Source organism: Streptomyces sp. NPDC046349 (assembly GCF_055587885.1).
Map to the genome: position 1 here is coordinate 85,754 of NZ_JBVJFK010000017.1, position 20,270 is coordinate 106,023.

Sequence of the window (20,270 nt, forward strand, 5' to 3'; positions counted from 1 at the left end):
CCAGCGCCTCGAACGCGGACGGGGCCGGAAGGGCCGGAACCCGCGCCTCGAACGGCTGCGGGGCCGGGGACGGGCGGGGCGGTCACCCCCGGGCCGGGATCGGGCCGGCCTGCCCGGGGTGCTCCCGGGCAGGGCGTGGCGCGGTCGTCAGAGGCCGGCGGTGACGAATGCCGGCGGGGACCAGGTGGTCAGGAAGGACTCCGCCGACCACGTCCCCGACAGGGGCGGAGCCAGCCAGGAGGCGGCCGAGGCGCGGAAGCGCTCCGGCGGCAGGGTGCCCGAGCCCTCCGGTACCGCCCCCAGGAGCGGCAGCTCCGAAGTCTTCGGGAGGTCCGCCAGATTGCAGCGGGCCGCCAGGTCCGGGGACTGCGGCCAGCTGCCGACGACCACGCCGAGGGGGGTCAGGCCGCGGGCCCGCAGGGCTTCCGCCGTGAGCGTCGTGGAGTTGAGGGTTCCCAGACCAGCCTGGGCGACGATCAGGGTCGGGGCGTCCAGCAGGCGCGCCGCGTCGGCCAGCGTGTGACCCGCCTCGTCGAACTGCACGAGCAACCCGCCCGCACCCTCCACCAGGACCAGGTCGTGGTCCTCGGACAGCCGCCGCGCGGCCTCCGCGATCTGCGCCGGGGCCAGGGTGGGCAGCCCCGCGCGCCGGGCGGCCGTGTCCGGGGCCAGGGGCTCCGGATAGCGGGCCAGTTCCATCGCCGTGACGGAGGGGCCCGCCAGCCGCACCACCTCCGCCGCGTCCCCCGGCTCCTGCGGGCCCACACCGGTCTGCGCCGGCTTGAGCACCGCCACCGAGCGGCCGGCCGCCACGGCCGCCGCGGCGACGGCCGCGGTGACCACGGTCTTGCCGATCTCCGTGCCCGTCCCGGACACGATCAGTACGGACATCTCAGCCTTCTCAGCCTTCCTGGGCCGCCGCACACACCGCGCGGCAGATACGGGTCACGTCCGCGTCGCCCGTGACGAACGGCGGCATCACATAGATCAGGTCCCGGAACGGTCTCAGCCACACGCCCTCGCGCACCGCCGCCCGGGTGGCAGCGGCCACGTCGACATCGTGGTCCAGCTGGACCACGCCGATGGCGCCCAGCACGCGTACGTCCCGCACACCGGGGATGCCGGCCGCGGCGGCCAGGCCCGCGCGCAGCCCCGCCTCGATCCGCTTGACCTCGAGCGCCCAGTCCTGGCCGAGCAGCAGCTCCACGGAGGCCAGCGCCACGGCCGTGGCCAGCGGGTTCCCCATGAAGGTCGGTCCGTGCGCGAGCACCGGAACCGCGCCCTGGGAAATCCCGTCGGCCACCCGCTCCGTGCACAGGGTCGCCGCCAGCGTGAGGTACCCGCCGGTCAGGGACTTGCCCAGGCACATCACGTCCGGGGTGATCCCGGCGTGGTCGGCCGCGAAGAGCGCGCCGGTACGCCCGAAGCCGGTGGCGATCTCGTCCAGGATCAGCAGGACCCCGTACTCGTCGCACAGCTCGCGCAGCACCCGCAGGTGGCCCGGATGGTGGAAGCGCATGCCTCCCGCGCCCTGCACCACAGGCTCCACGATCACGGCGGCCAGCTCGTCCGCGTGTGCGGCGATCATGCCGCGCAAGTGGTCGGCGTACGCGGGATCCACCGGCGTGTCGAAGCCGCCCGGCGGGGCGTCCGCGAAGACCTGGCGCGGCAGGTGACCCTGCCACAGCTCGTGCATGCCGCCCTCGGGGTCGCAGACGGCCATGGGCTGCCAGGTGTCCCCGTGGTAGCCGCCGCGCCAGGTCAGCAGCCTGGTCTTGCCGGTGCGACCCAGCGAGCGCCAGTACTGGAGGCACATCTTGACGCCGACCTCGACGGAGACCGAACCGGAGTCGGCCAGGAAGACGTGCTCCAGTCCCGGCGGGGTGATCTCCACGAGCTTCGCGGCGAGCCGGACGGCGGGCTCATGGGTGAGCCCGCCGAACATCACGTGCGACATCCGCCCGAGCTGCGCGGTCACGGCCTCGTTGAGCACCGGGTGGTTGTAGCCGTGGATGGCCGACCACCAGGAGGACATGCCGTCGACGAGCTCGTCGTGGCCCTCGCCCTGGGAAGGGTCGGCGAGCCTGAGCCGCACCCCCGAGGCGGAGGCGATGACCAGCGGATCCTGCCGCCCGGGCATCGGGCCGTAGGGATGCCAGACGTGCTGCCGGTCCAGCGCGAGCAGGTCCGCGCCGGCCGGCCGCGGGCGGGACCGGTCAGGCATTGGGTGCGATGTCCGTCCCCGCACCGCGGCGGCGCACCGCCACCAGGTCCGACCGGAGCGCACCGGGCTCGGCCTGTGCGGGCTGCGCCGCTACCGGCGCAGCCTCCGCGTGTGCGTGCCCGGAGCAGCCGCCGCACGCCGATCCGCAGCCCGCGGCGTCCCCGGCCGAGGCCGCGCCCGCGCCCGAACCGCACAGCGAGGCACCGCCGTTGGACCCGCAGCCGCCGCCGGAGGAGGCCGCGTCCACCACGTCGGAGCGGTGCGCGGGAAGAGTGGTCGTACCGGCGCCCTCCACCTCGAAACCGGCGTCCGCGATCATGTCGAGGTCGGCCTGGCCGGCCTGGCCCTCACTGGTGAGGTAGTCACCCAGGAAGATCGAGTTGACGATGTGCAGCGCCAGCGGCTGCATCGAGCGCAGGTGCACCTCGCGGCCGCCCGCCAGCCGCACCTCGACGTCGGGGCAGACGAACCGCGCCATCGCCAGGATCCGAAGGCAGCGCTGCGGGGTGAGGTTCCACTCCTTGGCCAGCGGAGTGCCCTCGAACGGGATCAGGAAGTTGACCGGAACGGAGTCGGCGTCCAGCTCGCGCAGCGAGAAGACCACGTCGACGAGGTCCTCGTCGGTCTCGCCCATGCCGGCGATCAGGCCCGAGCAGGCCGACAGGCCCGCCGCGTGCGCCTTCTCCACGGTGTCCACGCGGTCGGCGTAGGTGTGGGTCTTGGTGATCTGGCCATAGGTGGCCTCGGAGGTGTTCAGGTTGTGGTTGTAGGCGTCGGCGCCCGCCTCGCGCAGCTTCTCCGCCTGGCCGTCCGAGAGCAGACCGAGGCAGGCGCACACCTCGATGCCCTCGTTCTGCTCCTTGATCGCCTCGATCGTCCTGCCGACGCGCTCCACGTCACGGTCCGTCGGACCGCGGCCGCTCGCCACCAGGCAGACCCGCTTCGCACCGCCCGCGACGCCCGCGGCGGCCGCCTGGGAGGCCTCCTCCGGCTTGAGCCACGTGTACTTGAGGATCTCGGCCTTCGAGCCCAGTCGCTGGGAACAGTAGGAGCAGTCCTCCGGGCACAGGCCCGACTTCAGGTTGACCAGGTAGTTCAGCTTGACCCGACGCCCGAACCACTGGCGGCGCACCTTGCCGGCCGCGGCCACCACGTCGAGCAGTTCGTCGTCAGAAGTCGCCAGTACGGCGAGTGCTTCTTCGCGGGTCGGCAGCTCGCGCCGCAGCCCCTTGTCCACCAGGGTGTTCAGCAGGTCCATGGACCAGATCCTGTCCCACGCGACCCATCCCGGCCAAGGAGAGATCGCACAACATGGCCGGATGGGTGTGTGTGTATCACCACACCTGGCGGACAAGTCGCGGCGACTAGGGTCGGGCAGGTCTGTGGACTGCCGACAAAACACGAGGACACGCCGATGCCCCAGCACACCCCCGACCCAGCGGACGTCTTCGCCTGGATCGACGCCGCGGAACGCGCGCGGGAGCAGGCCGGACTGGTCCGCACCCTGCGCCCCCGGCCGCCGGTGTCGCCGCTGCTGGACCTCGCGAGCAACGACTACCTCGGCCTGTCCAAGCACCCGGACACCATCCGCGGGGCCCGAGAGGCGGCGGAGTGCTGGGGCGCCGGAGCCACCGGCTCCCGTCTCGTCACCGGCACCACCGAACTGCACGCGGAACTGGAACGGGAGCTCGCCGCCTTCTGCGGGTTCGAGGCCGCGCTCGTCCTGTCCTCCGGATACGCCGCCAACCTCGCGGCCGTCACGGCGCTCAGCGACTGGGGCACGCTGGTCGTCTCCGACGCCGGCAACCACGCCTCCATCGTCGACGGCTGCAGGCTCTCGCGTGCCGACACCGCGGTGGTCCCGCACTCCGACCCGGAGGCCGCGCGCAAGGCGCTCGCCGCGCACGAGGGCCGGGCCCTGCTGGTCAGCGACTCGGTGTTCTCCGTCGACGGCGACGCCGCCCCGCTCGCCGGGTACGCGGCCGCGTGCCGCGACGAGGGAGCGGCCCTGCTCGTGGACGACGCCCACGGCCTGGGGGTGCTGGGCGAGGGCGGCCGCGGCGCGCTCCACGCCGCCGGGCTCGCCGGCGCGCCGTACGTGGTGGCCACCCTGACGCTCTCGAAGTCGCTGGGGAGCCAGGGCGGTGCCGTCCTCGGCCCGGCCAAGGTGATCAGGCACCTGGTCAACACGGCGCGCACCTTCATCTTCGACACCGGCCTGGCCCCGGCCGCCGCGGGCGCGGCACTGGCGAGCCTGCGCCTGCTGCGGCGGGAACCGGAGCGCGCCGAGCGCGCCCGCGAGGTGGCCGACCGGCTGTACGGGCGGCTCACCGCGTCCGGCCTGACCGCGGCCCGGCCGGACGCGGCCGTGGTGTCGGTACGGGCCCCGTCGGCGTCGGCGGCACTGCGCTGGGCCGCCGACTGCCGCGAGGCAGGTCTGTCCGTAGGGTGCTTCCGTCCGCCGTCGGTGCCGGACGGCATCTCCCGGCTGCGGCTTACCGCCCGGGCCGACCTCACGGGGGACGAGATCGACCGGGCGGTCACGACGATCCTGGCGACCGCGCCCGCCGGAGCCGCGAACGGCTAGACGGACGCGTGCGCGTCCGCCCGTACCGCGGCGAGGAAGCCGTCCCAGGCCGGCCCGGTGAAGAGCACGGCCGGGCCGTCCGTCCGCTTGGAGTCGCGGACGGCCAGCAGGCCGTCGCCGAGGACGGCCGCTTCCACGCAGTTGTTCATTCCGGTGCTGCGGCTGCTCCGCCGCCACCGCGCGGCTCTGATCAGAAGTCCGCTGGTGCTCAAGGGGGTTGCGGACACAGGGGTGCCTCCTCTACGCGTCGTCAGCGAGTGAGCCGATGAGTTCCGAAGAGTCCTGGGGCGGGAGGGCGTGCGCCTGGATGGTGCGGAACGCGGCGCCGTACGCCTCGAGGTCTTCCTTCCGCTCCAGATAGAGGCTACTCGTCAAATGGTCGAGTACCACCACATCCAGATCGGCGATGTTCGTAAATGAGAAAATGACGAACGGTCCCGTGAGGCCGAGATGACCCCCCACGCTGAACGGCAGTACCTGTAGGTTCACTTGGGGGAGCCGTGACACCCGGACCAGGTGCCGCAGCTGCTCCGCCATCACCCCGGGCCCGCCGATCTGCCGGCGCAGCACCGCCTCGTCCAGCACCGCGCTCAGCTCCAGCGGCGGATCGGCCCGGAGCACCGCCTGCCTGGCGAGACGTACGTCGACCAGTGCGTCGACCTTCGGCTCCGGCAGCCCGCCGAGCGCGGCCCGGGTCACGGCCCGCGCGTACTCGGGGGTCTGCAACAGCCCGGGAACCACGGACAGTTCCACCGTACGCGCGGACCGGGCGCCCGCCTCCAGGCTGATGAAGTCCCGGTACTCCTGCGGCAGCAGCCCCCGGTAGTCGTGCCACCACTGGCGTCCCCGGCCGGTGTCGCCGCCCGGCCCGGGGCCGGCGGCCGAGGCCGACAGCGCCTCCAGCAGCGCCCGCTGCTCCGGACTCACGACCTCCCCGTAGGCGTCGAGGAGCAGCCGGATGTCCCCCGGTTTCACGCCGCTGCGACCCGTTTCGATGCGGCTGATTTTCGACTGGTGCCATCCCACGATCCGGGCGGCCTCACCACTGGTGAGTCCCGACCGGTCACGCAGGGCACGCAGTTCCTCGCCGAGCTTGCGCCGACGCACCGCGGGACCGTGCTGCACACCCGCCTCCTTCCACCGGCACAGCTCGCACCAGTCTGCCGTCCAAATACGCTCTTCCGTAGCAGAGTTCACCGCATCGAGCGACAGATATATGCAGATCTTTGGGGAAACGCAGGTGCGGAGGCACGATGGGTGGCACTCTGGCGTCCAGCACAGATCCGGGGCGTTGCCGCCCCGGTGGGAAAGGGACGTCGCCATGGCAGACCACCAGGAAGCATCCGTCACTCTGCCGAGCGATCCCGCCTCGGTGGCCGCTGCCCGACGCTATGTCGGGGAGGTCCTGTGCGAATGGGGACTGCCCGACGACGCCGAGACCGCGGACAGTGTCCGGCTGATCGTCTCGGAACTCGCCACCAACGCCGTACAGCACACTTTCGGTCAATCGCCGACCTTTACCGTCGACATCCGTCTGGAGCGCGAGGAGTGGCTGCGGGTCGGGGTGACCGACAGCCACCCGCGCTGGCCCAGGCGGCTTCCGGCCGCCGTCCAGCAGGACAACGGCCGCGGGATGGTCATCATTCGCTGGCTAGCCGTGGAGGCGGGCGGCCGCCTCTCGGTCACCCCCACCGAGGACGGGGGCAAGACGGTCTGGATCGCGCTCCCCTGGACCGCGGGAGCGCCGGCCGCGGCCGCCGGGGGCTGCTGAGCGCCCGGCTCACCTCCGATTACACCTCCGACCGCACCTCCGAACGAACGGTGATCGCCGGGCGGCCCCATGGGCACCCGGCGTTTTCCGTATACGGAAGTCGCGGCCGAAGGGCCGCAGGCCCGAACCGGGTGCCTGCCCGAAACGTGGGTTAACTCTGCGGAAAAGAGCGGCCCTTAGCGTGGCGGTCACGTGCGGCCACCAATGATCACCCATGAGCCGGTAAAGCTGCGGTGGGCGGAACGGAAAGCCTTCCCCTGCGTTGGGCAAGAGACGCTTGGGTCGGAAATGCGCAGGTCAACAGAGTGTTGAACGCCGCTAAGGTCACCTCGGCACGAAGTCGATCTTGTCCCGGAAGCTTGGTGAATACGAGTGCAACTGACACCGCACGAACAGGAGCGACTGCTCATCCACGTGGCCGCGGACGTGGCCGAGAAGCGGAGGGCGCGAGGAGTACGCCTCAACCACCCCGAGGCGGTGGCGCTGATCACTTCGCACATCCTCGAAGGAGCCCGCGACGGCCGGACGGTGGCGGAGCTCATGGCCTCCGGCCGAACCGTCCTGAGCCGCGCGGACGTCATGGAGGGAATCCCCGAGATGATCCACGACGTGCAGGTCGAGGCGACCTTCCCGGACGGCACCAAACTCGTCACCGTCCACGACCCCATCGTCTGACAAGGAGTACCCCCGCATGATCCCCGGCGAAATCGCCTTCGGGGAGGGCCCGGTACTGCTCAACGAGGGCCGCCCCGTCACCCGTCTCACCGTCCTCAACTCCGCCGACCGGCCCGTCCAGGTCGGCTCCCACTACCACTTCGCCGAGGCCAACCCCGGCCTCGCCTTCGACCGCGCCGCGGCCCACGGGCTCCGGCTCAACATCGCCGCCGGCACCGCCGTCCGCTTCGAGCCGGGCATTCCCGCCGCGGTGGAACTCGTCCCGCTGGCGGGCTCGCGAACCGTGCCCGGACTGCGCGGGGAGATTGGGGGGCCGCTCGATGGCTGAGATCTCCCGCCAGGTGTATGCGGACCTCTTCGGGCCGACGACCGGCGACCGGATCCGGCTCGCCGACACCGACCTCTTCGTAGAGATCGAGCAGGACCTCGGCGGCGGCCCCGGCCGGTCGGGCGACGAAGCCGTCTTCGGCGGCGGCAAGGTCATCCGCGAATCCATGGGCCAGGCCCGCACCACCCGGGCCGAGGGCGCACCCGACACGGTGATCACCGGCGTGGTCGTCCTCGACCACTGGGGCATCGTCAAGGCCGACCTCGGCATCCGGGACGGCCGGATCTGCGGCATCGGCAAGGCCGGCAACCCCGACACCATGGACGGCGTCGATCCGGCGCTGGTCATCGGCCCCGAGACCGAGATCATCGCGGGCAACGGGAAAATCGTCACCGCCGGCGCCATCGACGCACACGTGCACTTCATCTCCCCGACCGTCGTCGACGAGGCCCTCGCCTCCGGGATCACCACCCTGGTCGGCGGCGGCACCGGGCCGGCCGAGGGCAGCAAGGCCACCACGGTCACCCCCGGACCCTGGCACCTGGCCCGGATGTTCGCGGCGCTGGAGGCCTACCCGGTCAACATCGGCCTTCTCGGCAAGGGCAACACCACCTCCCGCGAGGCCATGCACTCCCAGCTGCGCGGCGGGGCCCTCGGATTCAAGATCCACGAGGACTGGGGGGCCACCCCCGCCGCCATCGACGCCTGCCTGAGCGTCTGCGAGGAGACCGGCGCCCAAGTCGCCATCCACACCGACACGCTCAACGAGGCCGGCTTCGTCGCCGACACCCTCGCGGCCATCGCCGGGCGGACCATCCACTCGTACCACACCGAGGGCGCTGGCGGCGGACACGCACCCGACATCATCACCGTGGTCTCCGAGCCGAACGTCCTGCCCAGCTCCACGAACCCCACCCGGCCGCACACCGTCAACACCGTCGAGGAACACCTCGACATGCTGATGGTCTGCCACCACCTCAACCCGGCGGTCCCGGAGGACCTCGCCTTCGCCGAGTCCCGCATCCGGCCCTCGACGATCGCCGCCGAGGACGTCCTGCACGACCTCGGCGCCATCTCCATCATCTCCTCCGACTCCCAGGCCATGGGCCGCGTCGGCGAGGTGGTGATGCGCACCTGGCAGACCGCCCACGTGATGAAGCGGCGCCGCGGCTTCCTCCCCGGCGACGGACCCGCCGACAACCACCGCGCCCGCCGCTACGTCGCCAAGTACACGATCAACCCCGCCGTGGCCCAGGGGATCGCCCGCGACGTCGGCTCCGTCGAGACCGGGAAACTCGCCGACCTCGTCCTGTGGAACCCCGCCTTCTTCGGGGTCAAGCCCGAGCTCGTCATCAAGGGCGGCCAGATCGCCTACGCGCAGATGGGTGACGCCAACGCCTCCATCCCCACCCCGCAGCCCGTCCTGCCCCGTCCGATGTTCGGCGGCCACGGACGCGCGCCCGGCCTGAACTCGCTGAACTTCACCGCCCAGGCCGCGCTCGACGACGGCCTGCCCGACCGGCTCGGACTCGGCAAGCGGTTCACCGCCATCGAGACCACGCGGAAGTTGACCAAGGCGGACATGCGCAACAACGACGCCATGCCGCGGGTCGAGGTCGACGCCGACACCTTCACCGTCACCATCGACGGCGAAGCGGTCGAACCGGCGCCCGCCGCGGAACTCCCCATGGCCCAGCGCTACTTCCTCTTCTGATGGGCCCCGCCACATGAGTCTCGCCGCGCTGCTCGTCCTCGCGGACGGCCGGTTCCCCGCGGGCGGCCACGCCCACTCCGGCGGGGCCGAGGCCGCCTGCAAGGCCGGCCGGATCCACGACGCCGCCACTCTGGAGCACTTCTGCCGAGGCCGGCTGCACACCGCCGGGCTCACCTCCGCGGCCCTCGCGGCCGCGGCCGCCGCCGGGCTCGACCCCGCCGTCCTCGACGCCGCGGCCGATGCCCGCACTCCGTCGCCCGCGCTGCGCACCGCGGCACGCCGGCTGGGCCGCCAGCTGCTGAGGGCCGCGCGGGCCACCTGGCCCGACCCCGGACTGGAGCAGCTCGCCGCCGCGTTCCCGCGCGGCGCCCACCAGCCCGTGGTGCTCGGCCTCACCGCCAGGGCGGCCGGGCTCGGGCCGCGGGCCGCCGCGCACGTGGCGGCGTACGAGAGTGTCGGCGGACCGGCGACCGCCACCGTGCGGCTGCTGGGGCTGGACCCCTTCGAGGCGAGCGGGGTGCTGGCCCGGCTCGCTCCCGAGCTCGACGACGTCGCCACCCGGGCCGCAGAGGCCGCCCACCAAGCCCTGCAGGACGGGCCCGAGGCCCTCCCCGCGGCCTCCTCACCCCTGCTGGAGATAGCGGCCGAAGTCCATGCCGACTGGCCGGTCCGCCTGTTCGCCTCCTGACCGCACCGCTTGTTCGCCTCGTGACCGCACCGCGGCACCCCTTCGACTCCCGGGAGCATCCCCATGCACCTCGACCACGCCGTCGCCCACACCCACCGGCACACCCACAGCGCCGCACCGCTGCGCGCCGACGGCACCCGGCGCGCCCTGCGCATCGGGCTCGGCGGACCCGTCGGCTCCGGCAAGACCGCCACCGTCGCCGCCCTGTGCCGCGCCCTGCGCACCGACCTGTCCATGGCCGTGGTCACCAACGACATCTACACCCGTGAGGATGCCGAGTTCCTGCTCCGCGAGGCGGTCCTGCCGCCGGAGCGGATCACCGCCGTCGAGACCGGGGCCTGCCCGCACACCGCCATCCGCGACGACATCTCCGCCAACCTGGAGGCCGTCGAAGAACTGGAGGAGGCCTTCCGCGAGCACGCCCCGCTCGACCTGATCCTCGTCGAGTCCGGCGGGGACAACCTCACCGCCACCTTCTCCCGGGGCCTCGTCGACGCACAGATCTTCGTCATCGACGTGGCCGGCGGGGACGACATCCCGCGCAAGGGCGGGCCCGGCGTCACCACCGCGGACCTCCTCATCGTCAACAAGACTGACCTCGCCCCCCACGTCGGCTCCGACCTCGGCCGGATGGCCCGCGACGCCGCCGAGCAGCGCGGCGACCTGCCCGTCGCCTTCCAGTCGCTGCGCCAACCCGAGGGCGTGGCCCCGGTCGCCGCCTGGGTCCGCGAGCGGATCGCCGCCTGGACCGTACGGTGACCCCCGCGCCCCCCGTTTCCCCGCCCGCCGCGGGAGTGCGGGCCACCGCCCGCATCCACGCCGTGGCCGACGGCCGGGGCGGGACCGCGCTGCCCCTGCTGGCAGGGGAGGGCCCGCTCGCCCTGCGCCGCACCCGCGGCCGGGAGGCCGAGGCCGGGGTCGTGCTCGTCGGCGCGATGAGCGCCCCGCTCGGCGGCGACCACCTCACGGTCCGCGCCACTGCCGGCCCCGGGGCCCGGCTGGCCCTGACATCCGCCGCGGCCACCCTCGCCCTGCCCGGCCGGGCCGGTGAGTCCGCACGCTACGACGTGGAGCTGGACCTGGAGGACGGAGCCTCGGTGCGATGGCTTCCGGAGCCGCTCGTCTCGGTCCGCGGCAGCGACCTGCGGGTGCGCACCCGGGTCCGGCTGGCCCCCACCGCACGCCTGCTGCTGCGCGAGGAACAGGTGCTGGGCCGTCACGGGGAGCAGCCCGGTCTGCTGCGCAGCCGTCTCACCGTCACCTGCGGCGGCCGGCCGCTGCTGGACCAGGAGCTCGCCTGCGGCCCGGGCGCTCACGGCGGCTGGGACGGCCCGGCAGGCCTGGCCGGGCACCGGGCCGTCGGTCAGCTCCTCGTCGTGGACCCGGCCTTCACACAGGACCCGCCGCCGGCCGCGGTGCTCGGGGAGTGCGCCGTCGCGACACCGCTGGCCGGTCCGGCCGTCCTCGTGACGGCCCTGGCCGGGGACGCCCTGCGGCTGCGCGAGGTCCTCGACGCGGCCTGCCGTACCTACCACCGCTGAACGCCGGACACGTCGGGCCCTGCTCAGCGGTACTCGGCTGTCCGGTTATCGGCGTGGCAAAGAAGTCGACAGCACCCTGTCGCCGGGACGGGAGCAGGCGACAGGATCCCCCTGCACGCCGACGACCGCAGCGCCAACCCGGCGTCCGCGGCGGCATTTGACGCAGAGGGAACACGCACGTGACACGCAGCGCGGCGCTGGGGGCCGAGCTCATCGGCTTCTTCCGGAGCGCCCCCTACTACGACTCCTCCTGGGTGCCCGTCGCCCGGACCTTCGCTGCCTGGGCGGCCGGCGACGAGCAGGCCCTGATCGACGCCCTTGCCCCGGACATGTCGGACAGCAAGGGCAACGCGGCGTCGGAGAACAGCAACGCCGTCCACACCGCCGTCGAGTGCGCCGACGCGAAGTGGCCCACCAGCTGGACCAAGTGGGACCGGGACCACACCAGGCTGCCCGAGAAGTACTGCGGCGCCGAGCGCGGTCTGCCGCCGGTCCTGATCGTCCAGTCCGAGCGGGACGCGGCCACCCCGTACAGTTGCGTCAACACGCGGGTGGACGCCTGCCTGCTCACCGGCACGGTCGACGCCGAGGACGTGACCTGCGCACCGCACGCCACCCCCGTTGTCGCCCCGGCCGCCGCCCGCTCGCCCGACACCGCCGCGGTTGACCTCCCGGCGCGCGAGGCCTGCCCGCCGTTCGCCAGCGCAGGACGGGTGTGCGGGCAGCCCCGGGCAGCCCCCACGTGACCCGTGGAGGGGAGGAGGCTCAGCGCGTCGTGCGCCGGGCCTTCTTCCGCGCCGTCTCCTCCGCGGCCTTCACCTCGGCCGCGTACCGGTCGACGTACTCCTGCCCGGACAGGCCGAGGATCGCGTACATGATCTCGTCGGTGACCGCCCGCAGGACGGCGCGCTCGCGCTCCATCCCGGCGTACCGGGAGAAGTCGAGCGGCTCGCCGAAGCGGATCGTCACCCGCCGGATGTGCGGGATCTTCTGGCCGGGGGGCTGGATCTCGAAGGTGCCCACCATCGCGCAGGGGATGACCGGCACCCCGGCGCCCAGGGCCATCGCGGCCACGCCCACCTTGCCCTTGTACAGCCGGCCGTCGTGCGAGCGCGTGCCCTCCGGGTAGATGCCCAGCAGCTCGCCCTTGGCCAGCACCCCCAGCCCCTCGCGCAGAGCCGCCTGGCCGGCGTTCTTGCCGGACCGGTCCACGGGGATCTGCCCGGCGCTGCGGAAGAACGCGGCGGTGAGCCTGCCCTTGATCCCCGGTCCGGTGAAGTATTCGGCCTTCGCGAGGAAGGTGATCCGCCGCGCCAGGATCGCGGGCATCAGGAAGTGGTCGGAGAACGACAGGTGGTTGCCCGCCACGATCGCGGCGCCCTCCGCCGGGATGTTCTCCAGGCCCTCGATCCGCGGCCGGAACAGCAGCCGCAGGAGCGGACCGAGGAGCACGTGCTTGAGCAAGTGGTAGAACACCTGGCCGCTCCTGTCGGTATCCCGTCGTCACGGCCATCTTACGGACAGTGAGTCCGGACTGGAGGGGGGCGGCGGCGACCTTCCTCAGGCATTGCGGGAGGCGGCCATCCCCGCGGTCAGCAGCCCCAGCACCACCCAGCCGAACCACAGCCAGCCGTTGCTGCCGAGAACCACCGAGTACGTGGCGACGGCCACCAGTGCGGCGAAGGTCATCACTGCCATCGCCTTAACGGATCCGGTCATGCCCCATGGTGGCGCGCCGGGGTGGGATCGCGCTACCGGCCACGCGCTTGGAGCGAGGCGAGATACGCGTTGTACGCCTCCAGCTCCTGGTCGCCGTTGCGGTCCGCGGCCCGGTCGGAGCGCTTCGCGGCCCGCTGCTCGGAGTGGTACCACTGGTAGATCAGGGCGATCAGGACCAGCACGGAGGGGATCTCGCTGAACGCCCAGGCGATGCCGCCGCCCCACTGCTGGTCGAGCAGCGGATCGATGCCGAGGGAGGCCGGCGGGTTCGCGTACGTCTTGATCATCGGCTGGCTCGCCATCATCAGGGCGATGCCGAAGAAGGCGTGGAAGGGCATGCCCGCGAAGAGCTCCAGCATCCGCATGACGTAGCCCGGGCGGTGCGGACCGGGGTCGATGCCCATGATCGGCCAGAAGAAGATCATGCCGACCGCGAAGAAGTGGACCATCATCGAGATGTGCCCGGCGCGGCTCTCCATCAGGAAGTCGAAGAGCGGGGTGAAGTACAGCGCGTAGAGGCTCGCGATGAACATCGGGATCGTGAAGGCCGGGTGGGTGATCACCCTCATGTACCGGCTGTGCAGCAGCGCCAGCAGCAGCTCGCGAGGCCCCTTGCTCCCGCGGGCGGCGGGCGGCAGCGCGCGCAGCGCCAGCGTCACCGGGGCGCCCAGCAGCACCAGGATCGGGGTGATCATGCTGATCACCATGTGCTGGACCATGTGCACGCTGAACATGACCATGCCGTAGTCGTTCAGCTTGGTGCACATCACCAGGATCACGGTCAGCACGCCCGCCGTGAAGGCGATGGTCCGGCCCAGCGGCCAGGAGTCCCCGCGCCGGCGCAGCCGCAGCACGCCCCACCCGTAGAGGGCGAGTCCGAGCAGGGAGCCGAACAGGAAGAACGCGTCGAAGGAGAACTCCAGCCCGCGTCCGGGAGTGAACGGCGGCAAGTCCATGTGCATGTCCATGCCGTGCCCGCTGTGGTCCATCTGTTCACTCCCTCGACTGTGCTGCCCCACCACAGTAGTGCCGCCCCCGTACGCTCCTGCGCGCGGGGGCGGCCTGTCACAAAAGGGACGTCAGGGAAGGGTCAGAGAACGGTCTGGGCCTCGGCGTAGCGCTCGGCCGGGACGGTCTTCAGGGTCGAGGTCGCCTCTGCGAGCGGCACCATCTCGATGTCCGTGCCGCGCAGCGCGGTCAGCATGCCGAACTCGCCCCGGTGCGCCGCCTCCACCGCGTGCCACCCGAAGCGGGTCGCGAGGACGCGGTCGTAGGCGGTGGGCGTGCCGCCGCGCTGGACGTGGCCGAGGATCACCGGCCGGGCCTCCTTGCCCAGGCGGTTCTCCAGCTCGACGGCCAGCAGGTTGCCGATGCCGGCGAACCGCTCGTGGCCGTAGATGTCCTTGCCGCGCTCCTCGAAGGCCATCGAGCCGGGCTTCGGCTTCGCGCCCTCGGCGACCACGACGATCGCGAACCGCTTGCCCGCGGAGAAGCGCTCGCCGACGATCGCGGTGAGCTCGTCGATGTCGAAGGGGCGTTCCGGTACGACGATGGCGTGCGCGCCGGCCGCCATGCCGGAATGCAGGGCGATCCAGCCGGTGTGGCGGCCCATGACCTCGACGACCATCACGCGCTGGTGGGACTCGGCGGTGGTCTTCAGCCGGTCCAGCGCCTCCGTGGCGACCCCGACGGCGGTGTCGAAGCCGAAGGTGACGTCGGTCGAGGCGATGTCGTTGTCGATGGTCTTCGGGACGCCGACGATCGGCAGACCGGCCTGCGAGAGCAGGTTCGCGGCCTTCAGGGTGCCCTCGCCGCCGATCGGGATGATCGCGTCGAGCCCGAGGTCGGCGACGTGGCCGCGGGCACGCTCGACGCCGTCGCGCAGATGCGCGGGCTGGACCCGGGAAGAGCCGAGGATGGTGCCGCCGCGGGCGAGGATGCCGGCGACGTCATCGAGGTCGAGCTTGCGGTAGTCCGCCTCCAGCAGGCCCTTCCAGCCGTCGTGGAAGCCGATCACCTCGTCGCCGTGGTCGACGACGGCGCGGTGCACGACGGAGCGGATGACGGCGTTGAGGCCGGGGCAGTCGCCACCGGAAGTGAGCACACCTATGCGCATGGCAGAACAGACCTTTGCAACGTGGGCCGGCGACCGGACCACGTCGTCCGGTTGGAACTACGGCCACCCTACAAGCGGTTTAGCAGTGCCCTGAACCATCCTCCACATGCTGGTCGTGATCGTCGTGCAAAACGACGTCGGCCCGGTTCCCCCTAGGGAAAACCGGGCCGAACACATGATGCGGGGGGCGCCCTGATGAGCGGTTCGCGCGGGTGCTAGGCGGGCTGCGTCGCGGCCGCGATGCGCTCCGCGCGCAGCGCCTCGTACCACCGGTCGTCTATGGCCGGCAGCGCGTTCACGTCGAGGGCCAGCTTCAGCAGCAGGTCCGCGATCTGCGGGTTGCGCGCCATCACGGGGCCGTGCATGTAGGTGCCGAACACCGTGTCGTTGTACGCGCCTTCGGTGCCGTCGCCGGTGCCGTTGCCGCGGCCCATGGTCACCCGGGCGAACGGCCTGGCCGTCGGGCCGAGGTGGGTGACGCCCTGGTGGTTCTCGAAGCCGGTCAGCTGCGGCAGGCCCAGGCGCGGGTCGATGTCGGCGAGGACGTCGCCGACACACCGGTCGCCCTCACCGCGCAGGGTGACGACGTCCAGCAGGCCGAGGCCCTCCTGGCGCCGGCCCTGGTCGTTGACGAACTCCTTGCCGAGGATCTGGTAACCGGCGCAGACGGAGAAGACGATCGCCCCGTTCGAGACGGCGCGCTCCAGGCCGCCGTCGCGCAGCAGCCGCTCCGCCGCCAGGCGCTGCGGACGGTCCTCGCCGCCGCCGATCAGGTAGATGTCACCCGAGGTGGGGATGGGCTGGTCGCTGCGTACGTCCACGCGCTGCACGTCCAGGCCGCGCTGGCGGGCCCGGCGCTCCACGACGAGAGCGTTGCCCTGGTCTCCGTACGTGCTGAGCAGGTCGGGGTAGACCCACACCAGACGCAGGCTGTTGTCGCTCATGCTCTTGTGTCCTCTGGGGGTATGAGTACTAGTTGCCGACGCGGCGGCGCACGTCCTGGAAGGCGGTGTAGTTGGCGATCAGCTCGATCTGCCCGGGCGGCGCGAGCTGCACGGCCTCGTCGAGCGTCTCGCACACCCGGAAGTCCAGGCCCGCGACCTCCAGGCGGACCGCGAGGTCCAGCTTGCGGTCGCCGATCACGAAGATCGGGTGGCCGGCCAGGCGCGGGTAGTCGACGTCCCACAGCCAGGAGGTGTCGGTCCCGTCGGCGCCGCGCGCGTTCACGGAGAGGATCACCGGGGTCGGCGGCGGGTCGATCAGCGAAAACGTTTCGAGCCAGCCCGCAGGGTTCTTCGCGAGCAGCAGGCGCAGTTCGCGGCCCTGGAAGTTGACGACGTCGTAGCGGCCGGCGACGGCCTGCACCTGGTACATCCGCTCCAGCGCGACCTGCGGCGGGACGCCGAAGACGGCGGCCACGGCGGCCGAGGTGGCGGCGTTGGCCTTGTTGGCGCGGCCGGGCAGCTGGAGGTGGATCGGCCAGGCCGAGCCGTGCGGGTCCAGCACGTGGTCGCCGGAGAGCACCCAGGTCGGGGTCGGACGGCGGAAGCCGCACTCGCCGCAGAACCAGTCGTCGCCCGGGCGCTGCATGACGCCGCCGCAGGAGGGGCACGACCAGGCGTCGTCCTTCCACTCCTGGCCGGCCGCGACCCACACGACGTTCTGGGAGGAGGAGGCGGACCAGACGATCAGCGGGTCGTCGCAGTTGGCCACGATGACCGCCTTGGACCCCTGGAGGCCCTCACGCCACTTCTCCGCGAGCATGCGGGTCTCGGCGGCGCGGTCCAACTGGTCGCGGGAGAGGTTGAGCAGGGCGATCACCTTGGGGGTGACGTCCCGGGCCACGCCGGCCAGGTACTTCTCGTCGACCTCGATGACGCCGTACTTGGCGTCCGATCCGCCGGCGAGCGCCGAGGTGATGCCCGCCGGCATGTTGGCGCCGAGGGCGTTGGAGACGACCGGCCCGCTGGCGCGAAGGGCCTCGGCGATCAGCCGGGTCGTCGTGGTCTTGCCGTTCGTCGCGGAGACGAGGACGACGTCGAGGTGTTGCGCCAGCGCGCCGAGAAGATCGGGGTCGAGCCTGAGTGCGACCTTGCCACCGATCACCGATCCGCTTCCGCGTCCCGCGGCCCGCGACACCGCCGCCGCGGCCTTGCCCGCCGTCACGGCCAGCTTGGCCCGCGGCGAAAGCGGCTCCGTGTTGCCTGCCATCGTCCCTTGTCCTCCTAGCGTCGGTCGGCCCCAGCCTATCCAGTACCTGCTGCAGCCTTGACCGCGGCGCCCCCGCACCGCTGCGGATCTCCTCATATAGTCGCCCGTCGTAGGCTTGGCGCCATGCGACAGCGCCTGATCCCCGGTACCACCGGTCTCGTCCGCACCATGAGCCTGCTGGGTGATCCGGTGCTCCACTCGCCCTGCCCGGAGGTCACCGAATTCGGCCCGGCCCTCGACCGGCTGATCGAGGACATGTTCGCGACGATGTACGCCGCCGAGGGGGTGGGCCTCGCCGCGAACCAGATCGGTGTCGCCCAGCGGGTGTTCGTCTACGACTGTCCCGATGACGAAGACGTACGGCACGTGGGGCACGTCGTCAACCCGCGTCTGGTGACGGCCGAAGGGGACGAGTTCCTCGGGCCCGAGGGCTGCCTGTCCCTGCCGGGGCTGGAGGCGGGCACGGCCCGCTTCGACCACGCCGTCGTGGAGGGGGTCACCTCGGACGGGGCTCCCGTGCGGATCTCCGGTACGGGCTTCTTCGCGCGCTGCCTCCAGCACGAGTGCGACCACCTCGAGGGGACCGTGTACGCGGACCGCGTGACGGGGATGCGGGCCCGCCGCCTGCGGCGGGCGATCCGCAAGGCCCCATGGGGCCGCGGCGCGCCGCGCCGCTAGGCCGTCTCCTCCGCATCCAGTCGGTGGCCCGCGGTTCCGGCGGCGTCGCGCAGGGGGAGGACCGCGCTCCACAGCAGCAGGTGTCTGGGGAGATCCTGCCGGATCACCATGAGGTGGGCTTCCTCGATGGGGAACGTGAGCGTACGAGGCTCGTGGTTGGCGTCGGCTCCGGCGCCGAGCATCAGCTTGAGCTCGCCGTCCTCGCTGATCACGTTCGGGATCCATCCGCTGCTGCGGGTGAACACGATCTCCCTCACGGGCTCAGGGCCTTTCCGGAACAGCACCGGCCGGACGGGGGCGCTCAGGCGCGGGGCGAGCGCCGCGGGGATGTCGCGCCCCCATCCCGCACCTGTTCACGACCACCGTGCGCATTCGGCGGCAAGCCGTGGGTCGGTACGCACCCAGACTTCGCCGCCGGCAGCCCCGGCCGGGGCGTCGACTCGTGCGATACCGAGAAACTCGATCAGCTTGAGCAGTTCGGATGTTCGGCCCGGTCGTCGTCGGCGTCGTGTGAGTCGAAGAAGACGTAGTACTGGTCGCTCGGGTCCACGATTCCTGAAGCCCCCCAGATCCGGGCGACCTCTTCGATCGCCGCTGCTTCCGTCGTGAACGCCGCGGCGCGGGCGGCGCCGCGAGTCTCCGGCGGCGCGTCAAGGTCGGCGAGGTCGGAGAACCACTGGCCGAAGTGGTCGAGGCCCGCATATCCGTTCTCGAAGAACAGCATCGCGCTCGGAAGGTAGCGATTGCCCCGGTCGACCCGGAGGTACTCCGATCGGGGTCGGCCCGCGCCCTTGACCCGGGCGATCACGCCCCGGCCGGGCATGAGTACCAGACTCTGCCCCGCCGACTCGTCACTGATGGTGCAAGTGCCGGAGCCCCGGTTCCGGAAGAACGCAGAGAACGCCACATAGGCTTCCTGAGGATCGCCCACGGCGACCCGATGGTCGTCGCCGTCGCCGTCGCCGACGGCGAAGACGAACTGCTTGGGTCCGGGGTCATAGGGCCGGGCCATGGTCGTCCTTCGTTCACGTGGGGCGCGGTGGTGGCCGGGGAGGTGCCGGGCGGAGCCCGGTGCCCCGCGGGCCGGGTTTCCGGGGGCACCGCCCCTCACTCCGCGCCGCGAACCGCCGGTGAGGCTGAGCGTGAGCCGGCGGCTTCGACACCGATGGGGGCCGAGGGGCCGGGTTCGTCAGAAGCCCGGGCCGTCCTTGCGGTTGCCGGCTGTGGCAAGGCGGCCCCAGAGGAGGTCGGTGAGGCCCGCGACCAGGTCCGCGCGGTCGCAGGGGCGTTCGCCCAGCCACCAGTCGCCGGCCGCGTGCATCATGCCGACGATGCCGTGGCCCCAGACCCGGGCCAGCTGCTCCCCGCCGGGGCCGAGGTCCACCCGCTCGCTGATCACCTGGGCCAGTTCCTCACCGAGCCTGCGCAGCAGCGGCGCCGAGTGCAGGCCGACGTCGAATCCCCGTTCGGCGGTGTGGGAATCCTCCGCGGGGTGCATCAGGAAGCGGTACACCTGCGGGCGGGCCTCGATGGCGGCCAGATAGGTGTCGAGGGTCGCCTCCACCCGTAGCCGGCGCTCCGCGGGGGCGTCGAGCGCGGCCCGGAGCGAGTCGAGCAGGGCATCGGTGTGCCGGACGGCGAGGGCCTGGTAGAGGCCCGCCTTGTCCCCGAAGTGCCGGTAGAGGATGGGCTTGGTGATGCCGGCCTCGGCCGCGATGGCGTTCATGGAGGCCTTGGGGCCGTCCCTGAGCACGACCCGGTCGGCGGCTTCGAGCAGCTCCCGCCGGCGGCGTTCGGCCGCTCCCGGTTCACCGGTCTGCTGCGTGGTCTCCATGACGTGTTCTCTCCCCGCCCTTGCGATGTGCCTGACGCACACGCAACGTAACACCCGTGGCACCCCGGCGATCGAATCGGCGGACACGGACCGAGGGCCGGCGGGGGGCATCGATCGTGCTTGACAGTGCTTACTCGTCGGTAACATACTGTGGCCCTCCCGTAGGTTACCGCTAGTAACTTCC

22 protein-coding genes and 2 pseudogenes are annotated in these 20,270 nt (G+C 72.1%); 10 read left to right on the forward strand and 14 right to left on the reverse strand.

The features are described 5' to 3' along the window. Positions 1–147 precede the first annotated feature (147 nt). Genes bioD through bioB form a run of 3 tightly spaced genes read right to left on the reverse strand, consistent with a single transcriptional unit; the run spans position 148 to position 3,482 of the window. On the reverse strand, positions 148–891 hold the full coding sequence (gene bioD / locus ACZ6JS_RS32450) for a dethiobiotin synthase (protein ID WP_469303307.1): 744 nt from the start codon (positions 889–891) through the stop codon (positions 148–150). Positions 892–901: 10 nt separating this feature from the next. Then, positions 902–2,224 carry an adenosylmethionine--8-amino-7-oxononanoate transaminase gene (locus ACZ6JS_RS32455; protein WP_469303308.1) on the reverse strand — a complete coding sequence of 441 codons (1,323 nt, stop codon included), beginning with the start codon at positions 2,222–2,224 and terminating at the stop codon, positions 902–904. After that, positions 2,217–3,482, reverse strand: coding sequence for a biotin synthase BioB (gene bioB, locus ACZ6JS_RS32460; protein ID WP_469303310.1), 1,266 nt, complete (start codon positions 3,480–3,482; stop codon positions 2,217–2,219). Before bioB ends, ACZ6JS_RS32455 begins: the two co-directional genes overlap by 8 nt. A 156-nt stretch (positions 3,483–3,638) precedes the next feature. Between bioB and ACZ6JS_RS32465 the strand changes: the two genes are divergently transcribed. Then, complete coding sequence (locus ACZ6JS_RS32465; RefSeq protein WP_469303312.1) at positions 3,639–4,811, forward strand: 8-amino-7-oxononanoate synthase; 1,173 nt, start codon at positions 3,639–3,641, stop codon at positions 4,809–4,811. On the opposite strand, the gene ACZ6JS_RS32470 is transcribed toward ACZ6JS_RS32465, so the two are convergent. After that, positions 4,808–5,038, reverse strand: coding sequence for a DUF397 domain-containing protein (locus tag ACZ6JS_RS32470; protein ID WP_469303314.1), 231 nt, complete (start codon positions 5,036–5,038; stop codon positions 4,808–4,810). The genes ACZ6JS_RS32465 and ACZ6JS_RS32470 overlap by 4 nt on opposite strands. 13 nt (positions 5,039–5,051) lie before the next feature. Beyond that, a complete protein-coding gene (locus tag ACZ6JS_RS32475) occupies positions 5,052–5,936 on the reverse strand; it encodes a helix-turn-helix domain-containing protein (protein ID WP_030841915.1) in 885 nt (294 codons plus the stop codon). Positions 5,937–6,132: 196 nt separating this feature from the next. On the opposite strand from ACZ6JS_RS32475, the gene ACZ6JS_RS32480 reads away from it, so the two are divergent. The 8 genes and pseudogenes from ACZ6JS_RS32480 to ACZ6JS_RS32515 form a co-directional block, all read left to right on the forward strand. Beyond that, on the forward strand, positions 6,133–6,582 hold the full coding sequence (locus ACZ6JS_RS32480; RefSeq protein ID WP_469303317.1) for an ATP-binding protein: 450 nt from the start codon (positions 6,133–6,135) through the stop codon (positions 6,580–6,582). Positions 6,583–6,954: 372 nt separating this feature from the next. Next, positions 6,955–7,257 (forward strand): urease subunit gamma, encoded by a 303-nt coding sequence (locus ACZ6JS_RS32485; RefSeq protein WP_030660405.1) that lies wholly within the window; start codon positions 6,955–6,957, stop codon positions 7,255–7,257. A 16-nt stretch (positions 7,258–7,273) separates the two neighbouring features. After that, positions 7,274–7,585, forward strand: a complete 312-nt coding sequence (locus ACZ6JS_RS32490) for an urease subunit beta (RefSeq protein ID WP_469303319.1) — start codon at positions 7,274–7,276, stop codon at positions 7,583–7,585. Next, on the forward strand, positions 7,578–9,299 hold the full coding sequence (locus ACZ6JS_RS32495) for an urease subunit alpha (RefSeq protein ID WP_469303321.1): 1,722 nt from the start codon (positions 7,578–7,580) through the stop codon (positions 9,297–9,299). The genes ACZ6JS_RS32490 and ACZ6JS_RS32495 overlap by 8 nt, the downstream gene beginning before the upstream one ends. A gap of 13 nt (positions 9,300–9,312) precedes the next feature. Continuing rightward, on the forward strand, positions 9,313–9,987 hold the full coding sequence (locus tag ACZ6JS_RS32500; RefSeq protein ID WP_469303323.1) for an urease accessory protein UreF: 675 nt from the start codon (positions 9,313–9,315) through the stop codon (positions 9,985–9,987). Positions 9,988–10,050: 63 nt separating this feature from the next. After that, entirely contained in the window at positions 10,051–10,746 is a 696-nt protein-coding gene (gene ureG, locus ACZ6JS_RS32505) for an urease accessory protein UreG (RefSeq protein WP_469303325.1), read from the forward strand. After that, on the forward strand, positions 10,743–11,528 hold the full coding sequence (locus tag ACZ6JS_RS32510) for an urease accessory protein UreD (RefSeq protein ID WP_469303327.1): 786 nt from the start codon (positions 10,743–10,745) through the stop codon (positions 11,526–11,528). The genes ureG and ACZ6JS_RS32510 overlap by 4 nt, the downstream gene beginning before the upstream one ends. Before the next feature lie 203 nt (positions 11,529–11,731). After that, a pseudogene (locus ACZ6JS_RS32515) lies at positions 11,732–12,274 on the forward strand (alpha/beta hydrolase family protein); the annotation flags it as partial. 19 nt (positions 12,275–12,293) lie between these two features. On the opposite strand, the gene ACZ6JS_RS32520 reads toward ACZ6JS_RS32515, so the two are convergent. The 6 genes from ACZ6JS_RS32520 to ACZ6JS_RS32545 all read right to left on the reverse strand — a co-directional run bounded on the left by ACZ6JS_RS32520 (position 12,294) and on the right by ACZ6JS_RS32545 (position 17,574). Continuing rightward, on the reverse strand, positions 12,294–13,004 hold the full coding sequence (locus tag ACZ6JS_RS32520; protein WP_469303330.1) for a lysophospholipid acyltransferase family protein: 711 nt from the start codon (positions 13,002–13,004) through the stop codon (positions 12,294–12,296). A gap of 84 nt (positions 13,005–13,088) precedes the next feature. After that, positions 13,089–13,247 (reverse strand): hypothetical protein, encoded by a 159-nt coding sequence (locus ACZ6JS_RS32525; RefSeq protein ID WP_031150049.1) that lies wholly within the window; start codon positions 13,245–13,247, stop codon positions 13,089–13,091. A 32-nt stretch (positions 13,248–13,279) separates the two neighbouring features. Then, positions 13,280–14,236: a cytochrome c oxidase assembly protein gene (locus ACZ6JS_RS32530; protein ID WP_469303332.1), complete on the reverse strand. Its 957-nt coding sequence runs from the start codon at positions 14,234–14,236 to the stop codon at positions 13,280–13,282. A gap of 101 nt (positions 14,237–14,337) precedes the next feature. Then, positions 14,338–15,363, reverse strand: a complete 1,026-nt coding sequence (locus ACZ6JS_RS32535) for a 6-phosphofructokinase (RefSeq protein WP_469303334.1) — start codon at positions 15,361–15,363, stop codon at positions 14,338–14,340. A gap of 215 nt (positions 15,364–15,578) precedes the next feature. Further along, positions 15,579–16,307 (reverse strand): type 1 glutamine amidotransferase, encoded by a 729-nt coding sequence (locus ACZ6JS_RS32540; RefSeq protein WP_469303336.1) that lies wholly within the window; start codon positions 16,305–16,307, stop codon positions 15,579–15,581. A 28-nt stretch (positions 16,308–16,335) separates the two neighbouring features. Further along, complete coding sequence (locus ACZ6JS_RS32545) at positions 16,336–17,574, reverse strand: MurT ligase domain-containing protein (protein ID WP_030029096.1); 1,239 nt, start codon at positions 17,572–17,574, stop codon at positions 16,336–16,338. Positions 17,575–17,697: 123 nt separating this feature from the next. On the opposite strand from ACZ6JS_RS32545, the gene def reads away from it, so the two are divergent. Then, positions 17,698–18,252 carry a peptide deformylase gene (def, locus tag ACZ6JS_RS32550; RefSeq protein WP_469303337.1) on the forward strand — a complete coding sequence of 185 codons (555 nt, stop codon included), beginning with the start codon at positions 17,698–17,700 and terminating at the stop codon, positions 18,250–18,252. Positions 18,253–18,260: 8 nt separating this feature from the next. Here def and ACZ6JS_RS32555 read toward each other — a convergent pair. The 3 genes and pseudogenes from ACZ6JS_RS32555 to ACZ6JS_RS32565 all read right to left on the reverse strand — a co-directional run. Further along, positions 18,261–18,509, reverse strand: a pseudogene (locus tag ACZ6JS_RS32555) (DUF6357 family protein); the annotation flags it as partial. A 206-nt stretch (positions 18,510–18,715) separates the two neighbouring features. Beyond that, the gene (locus ACZ6JS_RS32560) at positions 18,716–19,264 is read right to left on the reverse strand and encodes a hypothetical protein (protein WP_469303339.1); all 549 of its coding nucleotides are present in this window, start codon (positions 19,262–19,264) and stop codon (positions 18,716–18,718) included. A 177-nt stretch (positions 19,265–19,441) separates the two neighbouring features. Beyond that, positions 19,442–20,086 (reverse strand): TetR/AcrR family transcriptional regulator, encoded by a 645-nt coding sequence (locus ACZ6JS_RS32565; protein WP_469303340.1) that lies wholly within the window; start codon positions 20,084–20,086, stop codon positions 19,442–19,444. Positions 20,087–20,270 lie beyond the last annotated feature (184 nt).

Bases quoted from the DNA above. Each gene is read 5' to 3' on its own strand.
- ACZ6JS_RS32535 (WP_469303334.1), bottom strand. From the start codon at position 15,363: ATGCGCATAGGTGTGCTCACTTCCGGTGGCGACTGCCCCGGCCTCAAC.
- ACZ6JS_RS32480 (WP_469303317.1), top strand. From the start codon at position 6,133: ATGGCAGACCACCAGGAAGCATCCGTCACTCTGCCGAGCGATCCCGCC.
- bioD (WP_469303307.1), bottom strand. From the start codon at position 891: ATGTCCGTACTGATCGTGTCCGGGACGGGCACGGAGATCGGCAAGACC.
- ACZ6JS_RS32565 (WP_469303340.1), bottom strand. From the start codon at position 20,086: ATGGAGACCACGCAGCAGACCGGTGAACCGGGAGCGGCCGAACGCCGC.
- ACZ6JS_RS32560 (WP_469303339.1), bottom strand. From the start codon at position 19,264: ATGGCCCGGCCCTATGACCCCGGACCCAAGCAGTTCGTCTTCGCCGTC.
- bioB (WP_469303310.1), bottom strand. From the start codon at position 3,482: ATGGACCTGCTGAACACCCTGGTGGACAAGGGGCTGCGGCGCGAGCTG.
- ACZ6JS_RS32465 (WP_469303312.1), top strand. From the start codon at position 3,639: ATGCCCCAGCACACCCCCGACCCAGCGGACGTCTTCGCCTGGATCGAC.
- ureG (WP_469303325.1), top strand. From the start codon at position 10,051: ATGCACCTCGACCACGCCGTCGCCCACACCCACCGGCACACCCACAGC.
- ACZ6JS_RS32500 (WP_469303323.1), top strand. From the start codon at position 9,313: ATGAGTCTCGCCGCGCTGCTCGTCCTCGCGGACGGCCGGTTCCCCGCG.
- ACZ6JS_RS32545 (WP_030029096.1), bottom strand. From the start codon at position 17,574: ATGGCAGGCAACACGGAGCCGCTTTCGCCGCGGGCCAAGCTGGCCGTG.
- ACZ6JS_RS32455 (WP_469303308.1), bottom strand. From the start codon at position 2,224: ATGCCTGACCGGTCCCGCCCGCGGCCGGCCGGCGCGGACCTGCTCGCG.
- ACZ6JS_RS32495 (WP_469303321.1), top strand. From the start codon at position 7,578: ATGGCTGAGATCTCCCGCCAGGTGTATGCGGACCTCTTCGGGCCGACG.
- ACZ6JS_RS32490 (WP_469303319.1), top strand. From the start codon at position 7,274: ATGATCCCCGGCGAAATCGCCTTCGGGGAGGGCCCGGTACTGCTCAAC.
- ACZ6JS_RS32540 (WP_469303336.1), bottom strand. From the start codon at position 16,307: ATGAGCGACAACAGCCTGCGTCTGGTGTGGGTCTACCCCGACCTGCTC.
- def (WP_469303337.1), top strand. From the start codon at position 17,698: ATGCGACAGCGCCTGATCCCCGGTACCACCGGTCTCGTCCGCACCATG.
- ACZ6JS_RS32525 (WP_031150049.1), bottom strand. From the start codon at position 13,247: ATGACCGGATCCGTTAAGGCGATGGCAGTGATGACCTTCGCCGCACTG.
- ACZ6JS_RS32530 (WP_469303332.1), bottom strand. From the start codon at position 14,236: ATGGACCACAGCGGGCACGGCATGGACATGCACATGGACTTGCCGCCG.